Raw genomic sequence first — 13,035 nt, forward strand, 5'->3', positions numbered from 1 at the left:
AGAACCTATCTTAATGCTTGTCCAAGCTTCCTATATGTCCACTGAATAGGTGGACAGAGCGGAGCAAGGGGAAATAAGTGGACTAGTGGAACACCTGTCCACTTATTTTTGCTTGCGGAGCTATAGGAGATATAAAGCATATAAAATTATAATCTTATATATAAATAATGAATAAAGGTGATAAAAAGAATAGAATTTGTGATATTATGGAAGAAGTGTAGCATATATTAAATAATAGGGGGAGAAATGAATAAAATATTGAGACGGATAATTCAAAAAAATACAAATATATTGAAAAATATAATGCGAAAAATTATTAATATATTTGAAAAAGCTTTAAAAAATCTAAGTAGGCAAATTAATAAGTTACATATCAAATTAAATGACTACTCACTAAATAAGGAAAGCCAATTGTTTGAAGATTTAACACCAGTAGAGAATTATGAAGAAAATAAATATTATTGTGAAAGAATTGAATGGGCACTTAGAAATAAGAATATAAATAATATTGCATTAACTGGAATATACGGTGCAGGAAAGAGTAGTATATTAAAATCATTTAAGAAGAACCATTGCGAATATAGATACTTAGATATATCCATGGCAACATTTAGTGGCAATGGTGGTGATGATTCAAAATTGGAAAAGGGCATATTGCAACAAATGTTCTATAAAGAAAAATATAGTACAATTCCATATTCTAGATTTAAAAAGATAAATAAAATAAAAATAATACCATTAGTCTTAAGATTATTTGCTATAGCTCTTACTGTAATAGGTGGGTTGCTAATTTTCAAGCCTATTACCATTGAGAATTATATAACTTTAATGAGAGGTTATATAGATAAATATAATATTAGTCATAAGGTTGGAACTTCATTAGTAATTACATTTGTACTTTTACTAATATATACTACAAGCTATTTAACAAAAAGATTTTCAAGTAGGCTAAAGATAAAAGGAATTTCATTAAATGGGGATAATGCTAAAGCAGAAATTGGAGAAGAGTCAGAAAGTTCAATATTTAATAAATATATAGATGAAATTATTTATTTTTTTGAAGAGACGAAATATGATGTTGTAATATTTGAGGATATTGATAGATTTGATAACATAGATATATTTACAAGTTTAAGGCAACTTAATTCGTTACTTAATAACTCAAAGCAAATCAGTCATAGGGTAGTATTTATATACGCTGTCAAAGATGATATGTTTCTTAATAATAAAATACAATCAGGAGAATTAACAGAGAGTAAGGCTAGAACAAAGTTTTTTGATTTTATAATTCCGACTATCCCTAAGGTAAATTCTAATAATGCTTCTGAACTAATTATAAAAAAGCTAAAAGGTACAAATTATTGGGGAGATCTTAATGAACAGTATATTAGTGAAATTACTTTTTTAGTAAATGATATGAGGCTATTAATCAATATTTGTAATGAATATATGATTTATTATGATAGATTATGTGAAAAGTCCAATACAATAAAAAATACAAAGTTATTTGCTATGATTGTATATAAGAACACTTATCCTAAAGATTTTGCTGAGTTACAAATTGACAAGGGGTTAGTTCATAAGGCTTTTACTAGAGAATTTAAGGAGAGTTGTATTGAAGGGCGATTAAGCGAGATAGATAGTGAAATTGAGCAGCTTAAAAAAAGTATAGAAAGCGCTGAGAGAGAAACTGCGAGCAATATAAATCAATTAAGAAGTATATATCTATTTGAATTAATTAAGCATTCTTCTTCATATAGAATAGAAGTAAATAGCTATAATTATGAACCATATACATTACTTGGAGATGAAGGATTTAATAAATTAATAACTGCGGGAAATGTAAGATATTACAATGGTCAGGGAGGAAGGGCTAGTGTAAATGGGGAGCATATTAATTCAAAGCTTATTGAAGGGCCTACATATAAGGAACGAGAACAAGCACTTAGTTATAAAGAGGAAAATATTATAGTACCACTTGTGAATCATCTAAAAGATAAGTTGGATAATTTGAAAAGAGAAAGATCAGAATTAAGATCTACTGATTTAAGAAAAGTTACAAATACGAATATATTAAAAGAGGAACTAGTGAGTAAACAAATAGATAATAGATTAATAGTATTTTTAATTGCAAATGGGTATATAGACGAAACATATCCAAATTATATATCGTATTTCTATGAGGGTACATTAACTAAGTCGGATCAAACGTTTATAATAACTAACCTTTATGAAGAGAGCTTACCATTTGACTATGGATTAGTAAAGGTAAAAGAAGTGCTAAAAAAAATGAAAGATATTCAATTTGATAATATAGGCTGCTTAAATTATATGCTAATAGATTATTTAATTGAAAATTGTAATGGGAATATTAAATATGGAGATTATTATGATAGAGTGGTAAAGCAGCTATCTAATGAAAGTGATATAAGTTTTAAATTTTTGGAGGAATATATTGATAGAGGTAAAAATATTGAAAGATTTATTACTGACTTATCAAATAAATGGACAGGATTTGCAGCGTATATTATACAGCAGTCTAAATTCTCACAGGATAAAATAGATAAATATTTAAAAAATATAATGATAAATGCAGATATTAAAGATATAAAGATAATGGATATTAATAACGTAATTTCAGAGCAGTTAGGAAAAATGAGTAATTTCTTGGGGATTTTTAGTGAAGAAAAGAATATTAAAAAAGTAATTAATATAATTAAGGAATTGGAAGTGAAATTTAGTGAATTAAAGGTGGAAGAGTATAGTAGTGATCTATTACATTTTATATTTGAGGAATGTATGTATGCTATTAATGAAAATATGATAAAAGTTATATTAATTAATTATGGAGACGCCAATTTATGTACATTTAATAGTAGGTGTTACACTACTATTCTAAATTCGAACTGTGATGAATTAATTAATTACATAAATAAGAATCTTGATATATTTGTAGAAGATGTATTTTTAATTTTAGATGAAAATAATAATGAAGATGAAACTAGTATAGTTAAATTACTTAATAGTGATATAGAGTTAAAGAATAAACTAGATATAATTTCAAAAGAAGTGACAGTAATATCAAATATTAGTCAAATACCAAATGAGTTAAAGAGTAAAATATTTATAGAGCAAAAAGTAAAAGCGAGATGGGAAAATATTTTAAATTATTATAGGGATGTGAATATGATTGATAGTGTATTAGTATCATATCTAAATAATAAAGAAATTAGTATAGAGCTGTCTAGTGAAAAGTTATATAGTAGCGAAGAGTTAGATGATAGTTTGTATGAACAGTTTAATAGGGAGTTATTAGTTAATATGAATATAAAACAATATAATTTCGACTATTTATTAAAAAGTATGGGGGCGTGTTTTAAAGAACTTGATATGTCAAATGTATCTGAAGCACGAATTAAGAGTATAGCATTAAGTGGAAGTTTAGAACTAAACAATAGCAATATAGGATTTCTAAAGGATATAGGTGAAAAGGTTCATATCATTTTAATAAAAGAAAATATTGAGGAGTTTATATCTAAGATTGAAAATATTACATTAGATGAGAAAGATTATTTGTTATTACTTAAAAGTAGAGATATAGATGACTTCTATAAGTTGAAAATTATTGAATATGTTAATGCTAACAACTTGATTAATGAAGTTAAAATGGCAGAAGAAATATCAAAAGTGATTCTAGATTCAAATATGGAAATAAGTAAAGTACTTGCAAAGAATATTATAAAAGAAAATATATCAAGTTGGAATAAAATTAAGTTATTTAGTAGAATTAAGGATGAGCTTTTGGATAAGGATATAACAGAGATGTTAGGTTATCTAAGTGATCCATATGAAAGGATATCTCAATTAGCGAGAAGGATACCGTTAAGCCAATCTAGTGAAAATGTTAAATTCCTAAATAAGATAAAGGGATATTCGAATATTTCTTCGAGATATGAAAAAGATGGAGTAATTTATATTAACACTAGAAGAAAATAGACAAGGTTATTTAAAGAGATAGATATTCAATGATTGTACTAATTGCTTATAGAGTAATAATTAAAAACAGTATGATAAATCAGTTAAATAATATATAAATGCAGATTTAATTTTAAAATCTATGTATTTTGAAATTGAATCTGCATTTTAACTTAATAGATTAAAACTAGCTATTACTTTAGAAAATGCCTAGTTCTTTTAACTGTAAATAAAGATCAAAGGATAGTTTATATGTTCCATTTTCAAAAGTATACAGAGTAGATGAAACAGCTTTAATCATTTTACTTACTTGAACATTATTATAATTATGATCTATTCGCCATTTCCTAAATGCCTCTTCAGGTTTATTATAATAAACAGCGTAATAATAATGGAAATACTCCAAAGGAATATTATATGTATCCGATATTTTCTTAATAGAGGAGGCCTCAGGTATAATACCTTTTTTCTCCCATATGTAAACAGTCTTTATTTCAGCTCCAATAGATTTAGCAAACTCTATCCTATCTATATTGAGTTTTAACCTAGCTTTTTCAATCCTTTCACCTATGGTATTCTCCGGTAAGCCTTTATACATCTCATTATAGAGGTTCGCTTTTACACTAGTGAAAACCCTTCTCAACATCGCAAGTGAGTTACTGCACCTTGTCCAGTACTTAAATCTAAGTCTATGCCTTCTTCTTCGAAGAAGCCTTGGTTTATAGCAACATACATTGGAGAATAAAAAACAGAACGAACTACTTCATTAAGACGAACTTTTTGTAGCTCAGAATTATCATCTTTTTTGCCACAGCTTATAAAGAATACACTAGAGGTAATTAGTGCTATTAAAAAAAGAGCTATTTTTGATTTTCTTTTCATCAGTACGTCCTTTCATGGTATTGCTTAGTATCTAAAAAGATACCCTATGGTGTATATATATGAGTGATAATGTCAGAATGTTAAAAGATATTAAGATTATAGGCGAAACTTAATATATAATTCTGATTATTTGGGAAAGTTATTTAAAATATCTTTTGAGATTTAAAGTTTGAGATTTTGTGCATAGAATCTTTAGAAGAATTCCTTATAAAAAAATATGGATACTTTATATAGGAGGATGTAAACAGTAATCCACTATTGGATTATCCATATTTACTGGAGACAAGAAAGGTGATTATTGAGTTTGAGGAACTTGGAATAATATAATAGGGGGTTATAATGTCAAAGTTTATTATTGAAGAAGAAGCAACTAAAGCAAAAGCAAATACGGCTTCCACTGCAATGGAAAACATAAGAAATACCTTGATTAATGCAGAAAGATTTATAAATAGTGCTATTGAGCTAATTAATGAGGATGAGGAATTAGGGAATTTATATTTTCCATCTCAAAGAGGCTTTTATGATGGACTTGCCGATAAAATACTTGATTTAAGAAGATTTGGAGATATATGCTATTTCTATGATAGGGAAGTAGACGGCCCTTTTACTAAGAACTACGAACAGGTAGTAGATATGGTAAGCAATATAAAATCAGATGAGATAACTATTCCTAATAATATTGGTGCAACAAAAACTGAATATTATAGATAAATGGGACCAGGAGGTACCATGAATAGCGGTTCAAGGGAGGTTTTAAAAGAAGGAATATCCTTTGATGATGTATTAGGCTACGGAGATATTGGTGAACTAATGAAATCAAACTACGAAGCCTTTTCAAAGGCTAATCCGGATATAAAAGCTGAATATCCAACCTTTGAAAAGTACTTAGATGGACTTATTCATCAAGGAGAGTTTGACTACGAAATAATTCCTGAATGGAAGGAGTACACATCACTTGTTATTGACTGTATACCAATAATTGGTGATGCTAAAGGCGTAATCGAGGCTCTTGTTGGACAAGACCTAGTAACAGGTAGAGATTTAAGCTTATTAGAAAGAGGCCTTTGCTTAGTTTCCTTAATTCCATTAGTAGGGGACGGTGCTAAGATTGGCGGTAAGCTTGTAAAAGAAGGAATACAAACAGCAGCAAGATCCTTGGGAAAAGAGTTAGTTAAGAATGCCACTATGATGGTAGGTACAAATGCTCTTGCCTCTATGGGAATAAATCCAATTGCATGCATGGTTTTGTATGCTGGTGGTAAGGGAATTAAGGGCGGTATTAATCTACTAGAGGCTAGTGGATTAGGAAAAAACTTTGACTTGGCTAAGTCAGAGTTTAAAAATGTTATGAAAAGTAAAGGTGATGGAATAAAATCTGTTATTAGTAATATATCAGAGCAGAATGGTGAAATAAAGATAACTCTAAAAGATGGAATTGGTGATGTTAAGAAAATTATCTTTAGAAGTGAAGAGCTAACTCCTTATCAGAGATATGTTTGCTTTAATGGATGCTTTACTGCCGATACGTTAGTCGTAACAGAGAATGGATATAAGGAAATATCCTCTATAGTTGATGGGGAATTAGTGCTAGCAAGAGATGAAATGACGGAGAAGATTGGTTATAAGAAAGCTAAATTGATACAGAAGTTAGCTGAAGAATTAGTAGTAGTAACAGTAAATAATGAAATTATACAAGCTACAAAAGATCATTTATTTATGACTGATAAAGGATGGATTAGAGCAGGTGAACTAAAAGAAGGAGACAAGTTACTTACATCAGAAGAAATCTATAAGACCATAGAAAGTGTAGAAAAAACAGGATATAATAAGTGTAAAGTTTATAATTTAGAAGTCGAAGATTATCATACCTTCTACGTAAGTAAGTTAGGTCTCTTAGTCCACAATGATTATAGTATTACTGAGTTAAAAGATATATACAAGAAGTTTAATAGTAGTATAAAGGATGTAGGGTTAAAAGCAGAGTTTAAAACTATGTTAGATAAACTTGAAAATTTACCAGAGGGTAAAATCAAAGATAACTTTCTAAAGGATTTCCATGGTAAGTTTGAAGGAATAACAGGTGCGGATGATGCTGGAATTAAGAAGATTATTGAGGATGTTAATGGAAAAATTACTGAAGGGGTAAGTAAAGCTGCTGATATTAAAAGTATTAAGACTATGCTAACAACTGGAAATCTAGACGATGTATATAAATATATTAATAATAGTTCATTAAAAAGTGTTAATAATGATTCAATAGATATAATATTTAAAAGTATAGATAAAGGAACAAGTAATACAGCTGAAAATATAAGTTTAAAAAAGGCAATAGTTGAGAAGGCATTAAAAGATGGTTCTAAAATAGATACATTAGTTCCAGCTAGTATAGATTTTTTAGATGAAACGAGTGGATGGATAAAATGGCCAGCTAATGATGGATTTATTTTAGAGTTAGAAAAAGGAAATAGGCCGATAAAATCTTTAGGTGTAGGAGAGATAATAGATAGATTTGGAAGAGAGACAGGCAACTATGTATCACCAAAGTATCCAGCAGTAACGTATGAACAAAGAGCACTACCTTATTTGAAAAATCCTAATGCATATCATCAATATGAAATACTAAAACCAATTCCAGGTGTTGAGTATGGAGAAATTGCTGCAGCTTTTGGTCAAAGTGGAGGTGGAGTACAATATGTTCTACCAGAATCATTAAAGTATTATCTTGATAATGGATTTATTAGAGAAGTATTTAAATAAGGAGAATAAGTATATGAATATTAATGAATTAGATGAAGTATTAGAAAAAGAAGGAATACCATATTCGTGGTATTATTTGTATGGTCCTCAATATACAAAGGACCAAAAAACTTGCATAGAAAAACGAGAAGATAAATGGTATGTATTTTATTTTGAAAGAAGTAATGAATCAGATGTTAAGATATTTAATGATGAAAGTGATGCATGTGAAGAATTATATAATAGAATGAAAGCTGATAAGATTGTATTTGATAGATTAAAGAATAATGGGATAGTAAAGTAATAAGTTAATATTAAACTAAAAAAAGACAAAGTTTCTAAAATAAGAAGCATTGTCTTTTTATGTTAAGATATAAATATTGAAGATAGTGAAAAACTTAGGTTATAGTGATATAAGATATCATGTATTACCTTTTGCAGTTGCATCAGGAGCAGCTGATGACTTTTTAAAAGGAATTGGAATAGGAAGTGTAATGGGAGCACTAATTACAGGAGTCAGTAAATTAGTAATAGGAGGTTTAGGACTTACTTCATTAGCATCAGCAGGAAATAGAATTAATGCAAAAATTAATACTGCACTAGTTCCCGAATGGAAAAATTCAAGACAATATGAAGCTGTTATAAAAGTACCTAAAGGTACAACAATAAATATTGGTAGAGTTGAGAAACAATACACTAAAACTGGAGCATTGATTCAAGGCGATGGGGACCAAATTTTATTACCACAAGGGTGCTCATCAGAATTGATAAAAGAAATAAGAGAAGTACCAAGTAGATAGGGGGAAAATGAAATGGATATAAAAAGAGAGTTATTAGAACAAATAGAAATTGTGATAAAGAAGCTTGAAATGGAATATACTGATGAAATTAAAAGTGGTGTAATGAAACTGATATATATATAAGATATATGAATGCATTAGATATTCTAAAAAATAATAAAGATATAAATCAAATTAATATAATTGGTGGAGTAAGAGCATATATGGATAGTTATAATGATTATAATAATCCATTACTAGGAGAGTTGTATAAAGCAGAAAAATTAAATAAGCAACTAATATAAAACTAGATGCAAAATTAAATAGTAACTCAATTCATAATAGGTAAAAAGATATTAATGTAGTAATACAAATAAAATAGATAAAGCAAGTTACAGCATAATTATTATAATGAAGTGAGAGAAGTTAAGAAGGTTAATGTTTCAGTAATTGGAGCATTAATCTTTTTTTATAAGTAGTAATGTAGATAAAAAGTGTTATGAATGATAAAATAAAGTTAACAGATTAAGGAAAATTAGGAGTAAAAAAGTAACTACATAACACTAAAAACGGTAAGTGATTAGAAGTACTAAAAAACAGTGTAAGATATTGAAAATACTAGATTTATAGAAAAGACAGACTCTGCCCCAAGGGGGTAAGTAAAGCTGGTAAAAATATAACTGATATAATTAATAAGAATGGATTGACAGTTGATAAGTTCAATGAACTAAGAGTTAAAGATGTAGCATTATTAACTGATTCTGAAAAGTTAGCTATGAAATCAATTAGAGATAGTTTATCAATACCCGATAATATGACTACAATGCAAAAAGTAATTCCAAACAATGATATTAGTAAATATTTAGATGCTAGTTATACACAAGTTGGTGGGGATGTTACTAAGTATGATGATGTTTCAAATTTAACTAAATACAACGATATCTATGAAAGTTTAAGATTAGATTATCCAGGAACTGCATATAAAATTGATTCAGATAGTTCATTAGGGGTAATTCGTTTTAAAACACCTAATTCAGAAAAATTTGAAATTCCATATGGAGTTGATTTAGGTGGGACAATAACAGATGCTCCACCATTTACAGGAAATGGATTTGCTAAAGCCATGAATGATAATATAATTCCAGAATACAAATGCAACTCATTTCTAGATGTTTATGATGGTGCAGAGTTATACAAAATTGATAAAAATGGAATTGAAACACTAATAGCAGTATTTAATGAAATTGATGGCAGATTTGTGCCAATTAAATAGGAGGAAGAATGAAAAGTAATATTTTTGCAATCTATAAAGGGAAAGAATACCAAGCTGGTATTCGTGCTGATGGCAGTGTTATTCTACGTTCAGATGACGAAAGTGATATAATTAATGGATTTATAAAGAATAATGGAGCTAATAAAGGCGTAAAATGCTATAAGTATGTGTTAAAATCAGAGATTGATGAAATATATAGAAAAATTACTAAGGCTAAATATTGTGGATATGAATTTTCAGTTACTGATGAATGTGATAATATATTATTAATATGTGCAATGACTGGTAATTATCAAGACTGGTTACAATTAGGTATGGAAATTGTTGATAAAGGAATATACCAAAAGTGGGTACAAAAAAAAGACTTAATAATTAAAATAAACAAAGAAGCTATATAATATTTTACTAATTTCATATGAAGGACAATACAAAAAGTGTTAGAAAATAACTGCATAAAAAAATATAAATGGTAGAATATAGTTAAATAAATAATGGTAATAAGAATTAATACCGCATAATCTAAATTGGGAGAAAAATAGGTATTTAAGTATTGTTAAATATCGAAAAGGAACCTTTGACATTATTGAAGATGGATTCGAATACTTTTTGGATGATATAATGGACGCTGAATATGTAAGAGATTTTCTTGAAAATTTACAATATCAAGAAGCTAGAATTAATAATGGTAAACTTAATTTTGACGAATGCTTTGGATATGTACCTCTATTAGGTTTAGGTGGGAGTGAAAAAGTAGAAAATTTACAAAAAGTAAAAATAAAAGAGCATATAGAATTAATTACGCAAATTGTAGGTAAAATTGAATAATATGCCAAGAATTACTTACTACAAAACTATAAAAATTTAAATGGATAAAATATATCTTATAAGATTTTTTTAAAAATATAATAAGTTGATAAATTTATTCACATACAATTAAAAAGACCATAGATAGATTTGTATAAAAACAAATGTATCTATAGTCTCTAATTTTATTTATTGCTTAGGAAAGTCTGATAAATTACAATAATAGTTATTGTTATCATCTAAACATATCTCAGCCTTTAAGCTTATATTTTTTCCAAGTATTTTATTATCAAGTATAGTAATTTTTTCTTTTTTACCATTTGTAGTTGTAAATTCTAAAGTAACTGTGGTTTCTTTTTTTGTTAAGTACTCTGTGAAGAATATTAGTTTGTCCTTACCTGGCTTTAATTGATTTACATTTCTACCCCAATTTGCAGCTTCTGAATAACAATAAAGATCATTTAAAGCAGTATTAGTTTGATTATAAAGGTAAATTAGTGGATTAGGCAAAGCTAATTCTACCATGATTAATCATCTCCTATATATCTAATTAACTATAAGTATAACACTTGTACCAACAGTATACAAATAATTACAAAGATATAAAAATATAACTTAACATAAGGGAGATACGAAGAACTAAGATAGTGGATGTTGTAAAAATAAAAGAATATAAAAATAAATCTAACATTTTAGTATTAATGTTAGATTTATAAATGCTACATAAAGAATAACAGACAAATGATGATTAATGATTACATTACGTCAGTAGTCTGTCCATGTTTCCTTTTCTCTTTAATATGGCCCTTAATTCTAATATAAGAAATTGTTACCAATATAGTTACAAATAAAACTATTCCTTCTGATATAAATACCCTTATAGGAGATGAATATTCAATCAGCCTCCACTTGAAAAGAATCTTAGTTATACCAGAATGAGTAATATACATTATAAGTGAGTTAGCACCTAAAGTATGTAGAATAGTTTTCTTTTTAGGAACCAAAGATAATATTAAAGCACCTACTGTAAATGCACCTAAATAGTGGAATACCCTTACAAAGAATGGGAATCCAGGTGTGTCAAAGTAGAAAGTATATTTTGTATATTCAAAAAATAATTCAACAGGAATATAATCTGATAAATAATAAAGAACTACCAGGATTATAGTTGAAGCTCCAATTAAAACTTTCTTATGTTCTTTAAGTTTCATTATATTTTCCTTATTAAGGGCCATACCTGCAACGAAGAATGGTAAGAAGAAAAATGTTCTAGAGATACTAGCATAACTTCCGACACCATTATCAAATCCTATATATAATGATAATAATAATGAGAATATAAACCACTTCTTTTTATCTTTAATGAAGTCTGCAAGTATGTACCAAAATATTATTGATAAAAGGTACCATAGAGTCCATTGTGGTGAAAAGAATTCAAGTCTAGAGGTATAGTTCTTAAAGAAGAACTTATCAAGTAGATGATAGAATATCTGAGCACCAACATATATTTTAAATATATCAATAACCTTAGATTGAGTACTTCTAGTACTTTTCTTACAAAAATAACCTGAAACAAAAGTAAATAATGGCATATGGAATATGTATAAAATTAGTATAAAATAGTGTGGATTAATAGACGTAGGGTTAGCATATTCTAATGAGTTTCCTATTATAACAGATATTATAAGGAAAGCTTTTAAATTGTCAAAATAATAATCACGCTCTTTCATTGTAGTCCCCCTTAAAATAATAATATATCCATTAAATTTATTGCACACTTAGACAATTATAGTATGTTAAAAAACTAAATGCAAATGATAATAGGAATAGAATATATGGAAATGATGTAACATTAATATTGTAAATAGTTTATTTTATTGTGCAAAAAATAGTTTTCCTTGTTATAATGAATTTATATAAAATATAGAAAGAGGTAGGAAATTTTGATTAAAGCAGTTTTATTTGACTTAGATGGAACATTACTTGATACTAATATATTAATTTATAAGTCTTTTTGCCATACTTTTAAGGAAGTATTAAATATGGAGCTTCCAAAGGCTGAAATAACAAGACTTTATGGAAAGCCACTTAACTATTCTTTTGCAAATTATACTGATAAAGAAGAAGTAATAGAGAAAATGATAGATACATATAGATCTTATAATGCTGAGTACCATGATAATATGTGCAAGCCTTTTGAAGGAGTAGTGGAATTATTACAAACTTTAATAAATAAGGGTATTAAAATGGGAATAGTTACTTCAAAAAGAAAGACAGTAGCAGTAAGAGGAATGGAGATTGGTGGAATAATAGAATTTATGGATGTTATAATATCTCCAGAGTTAACAGAGAAGCATAAACCAGAGGCAGAGCCGGCGTTAAAGGCTTGTGAGTTACTTGGGATAAAGCCTGAAGAAGCAATAATGGTAGGAGATAGTCCTTATGATCTATTATGTGGTAAGAGTGCAGGTTGTATTACTTGTGGAGTAGAGTATACTGCCTTAGAAATAGAAGAGTTATTAAAGGTTGAGCCAAATCATATGCTAAAAAGTCCACTAGATATTTTAGAGCTTCTATAGGAGGAAA

Annotated in this window: 14 protein-coding genes; 10 read left to right on the forward strand and 4 right to left on the reverse strand. The window is 27.9% G+C overall.

The genetic code is table 11. The features are described from left to right. Window positions 1-246: 246 nt before the first annotated feature. A complete protein-coding gene (locus ACSYT2_RS03410; protein ID WP_438383495.1) occupies window positions 247-3,996 on the forward strand; it encodes a YobI family P-loop NTPase in 3,750 nt (1,249 codons plus the stop codon). A gap of 178 nt (window positions 3,997-4,174) precedes the next feature. Here the strand turns inward: ACSYT2_RS03410 and ACSYT2_RS03415 are convergent, their stop codons facing one another. Both ACSYT2_RS03415 and ACSYT2_RS03420 read right to left on the reverse strand, forming a co-directional pair. Continuing rightward, a complete protein-coding gene (locus ACSYT2_RS03415) occupies window positions 4,175-4,573 on the reverse strand; it encodes a helix-turn-helix domain-containing protein (RefSeq protein ID WP_438383498.1) in 399 nt (132 codons plus the stop codon). 41 nt (window positions 4,574-4,614) lie between these two features. After that, window positions 4,615-4,857: an ABC transporter substrate-binding protein gene (locus ACSYT2_RS03420; RefSeq protein WP_438383501.1), complete on the reverse strand. Its 243-nt coding sequence runs from the start codon at window positions 4,855-4,857 to the stop codon at window positions 4,615-4,617. 339 nt (window positions 4,858-5,196) lie between these two features. On the opposite strand from ACSYT2_RS03420, the gene ACSYT2_RS03425 reads away from it, so the two are divergent. The 8 genes from ACSYT2_RS03425 to ACSYT2_RS03460 all read left to right on the forward strand — a co-directional run bounded on the left by ACSYT2_RS03425 (window position 5,197) and on the right by ACSYT2_RS03460 (window position 10,470). Then, the gene (locus tag ACSYT2_RS03425; protein ID WP_438383503.1) at window positions 5,197-5,568 is read left to right on the forward strand and encodes a hypothetical protein; all 372 of its coding nucleotides are present in this window, start codon (window positions 5,197-5,199) and stop codon (window positions 5,566-5,568) included. Window positions 5,569-5,586: 18 nt separating this feature from the next. After that, window positions 5,587-7,614, forward strand: a complete 2,028-nt coding sequence (locus ACSYT2_RS03430) for a glycohydrolase toxin TNT-related protein (RefSeq protein WP_438383506.1) — start codon at window positions 5,587-5,589, stop codon at window positions 7,612-7,614. Between the two features lie 13 nt (window positions 7,615-7,627). Then, a complete protein-coding gene (locus ACSYT2_RS03435; protein ID WP_438383508.1) occupies window positions 7,628-7,897 on the forward strand; it encodes a hypothetical protein in 270 nt (89 codons plus the stop codon). Between the two features lie 76 nt (window positions 7,898-7,973). After that, window positions 7,974-8,393, forward strand: coding sequence for a hypothetical protein (locus tag ACSYT2_RS03440; protein ID WP_430855774.1), 420 nt, complete (start codon window positions 7,974-7,976; stop codon window positions 8,391-8,393). A 128-nt stretch (window positions 8,394-8,521) separates the two neighbouring features. Next, window positions 8,522-8,677, forward strand: a complete 156-nt coding sequence (locus tag ACSYT2_RS03445) for a hypothetical protein (RefSeq protein WP_430855775.1) — start codon at window positions 8,522-8,524, stop codon at window positions 8,675-8,677. A 398-nt stretch (window positions 8,678-9,075) separates the two neighbouring features. Then, window positions 9,076-9,645: a hypothetical protein gene (locus ACSYT2_RS03450; RefSeq protein ID WP_438383512.1), complete on the forward strand. Its 570-nt coding sequence runs from the start codon at window positions 9,076-9,078 to the stop codon at window positions 9,643-9,645. A gap of 8 nt (window positions 9,646-9,653) precedes the next feature. Then, the gene (locus ACSYT2_RS03455; RefSeq protein ID WP_438383514.1) at window positions 9,654-10,043 is read left to right on the forward strand and encodes a UCP033725 family protein; all 390 of its coding nucleotides are present in this window, start codon (window positions 9,654-9,656) and stop codon (window positions 10,041-10,043) included. 184 nt (window positions 10,044-10,227) lie between these two features. After that, entirely contained in the window at window positions 10,228-10,470 is a 243-nt protein-coding gene (locus tag ACSYT2_RS03460; RefSeq protein ID WP_430856677.1) for a T6SS immunity protein Tdi1 domain-containing protein, read from the forward strand. Window positions 10,471-10,638: 168 nt separating this feature from the next. On the opposite strand, the gene ACSYT2_RS03465 is transcribed toward ACSYT2_RS03460, so the two are convergent. Together ACSYT2_RS03465 and ACSYT2_RS03470 are read right to left on the reverse strand one after the other, a co-directional pair. Then, window positions 10,639-10,974 (reverse strand): hypothetical protein, encoded by a 336-nt coding sequence (locus ACSYT2_RS03465; protein WP_438383516.1) that lies wholly within the window; start codon window positions 10,972-10,974, stop codon window positions 10,639-10,641. A gap of 230 nt (window positions 10,975-11,204) precedes the next feature. Beyond that, complete coding sequence (locus ACSYT2_RS03470; protein ID WP_430855779.1) at window positions 11,205-12,179, reverse strand: acyltransferase family protein; 975 nt, start codon at window positions 12,177-12,179, stop codon at window positions 11,205-11,207. 213 nt (window positions 12,180-12,392) lie between these two features. On the opposite strand from ACSYT2_RS03470, the gene ppaX reads away from it, so the two are divergent. Beyond that, the gene (gene ppaX, locus ACSYT2_RS03475) at window positions 12,393-13,028 is read left to right on the forward strand and encodes a pyrophosphatase PpaX (protein WP_438383519.1); all 636 of its coding nucleotides are present in this window, start codon (window positions 12,393-12,395) and stop codon (window positions 13,026-13,028) included. Window positions 13,029-13,035: the final 7 nt, after the last annotated feature.

This window comes from Clostridium zhoujianii, assembly GCF_051590805.1.
Lineage (GTDB): Bacteria > Bacillota > Clostridia > Clostridiales > Clostridiaceae > Clostridium.

Excerpts from the sequence above, each read along its gene's own strand:
- ACSYT2_RS03410 (WP_438383495.1), top strand. The coding sequence starts at position 247 with ATGAATAAAATATTGAGACGGATAATTCAAAAAAATACAAATATATTG.
- ACSYT2_RS03415 (WP_438383498.1), bottom strand. The coding sequence starts at position 4,573 with ATGTATAAAGGCTTACCGGAGAATACCATAGGTGAAAGGATTGAAAAA.
- ACSYT2_RS03420 (WP_438383501.1), bottom strand. The coding sequence starts at position 4,857 with ATGAAAAGAAAATCAAAAATAGCTCTTTTTTTAATAGCACTAATTACC.
- ACSYT2_RS03425 (WP_438383503.1), top strand. The coding sequence starts at position 5,197 with ATGTCAAAGTTTATTATTGAAGAAGAAGCAACTAAAGCAAAAGCAAAT.
- ACSYT2_RS03430 (WP_438383506.1), top strand. The coding sequence starts at position 5,587 with ATGAATAGCGGTTCAAGGGAGGTTTTAAAAGAAGGAATATCCTTTGAT.
- ACSYT2_RS03435 (WP_438383508.1), top strand. The coding sequence starts at position 7,628 with ATGAATATTAATGAATTAGATGAAGTATTAGAAAAAGAAGGAATACCA.
- ACSYT2_RS03445 (WP_430855775.1), top strand. The coding sequence starts at position 8,522 with ATGAATGCATTAGATATTCTAAAAAATAATAAAGATATAAATCAAATT.
- ACSYT2_RS03455 (WP_438383514.1), top strand. The coding sequence starts at position 9,654 with ATGAAAAGTAATATTTTTGCAATCTATAAAGGGAAAGAATACCAAGCT.
- ACSYT2_RS03465 (WP_438383516.1), bottom strand. The coding sequence starts at position 10,974 with ATGGTAGAATTAGCTTTGCCTAATCCACTAATTTACCTTTATAATCAA.
- ACSYT2_RS03470 (WP_430855779.1), bottom strand. The coding sequence starts at position 12,179 with ATGAAAGAGCGTGATTATTATTTTGACAATTTAAAAGCTTTCCTTATA.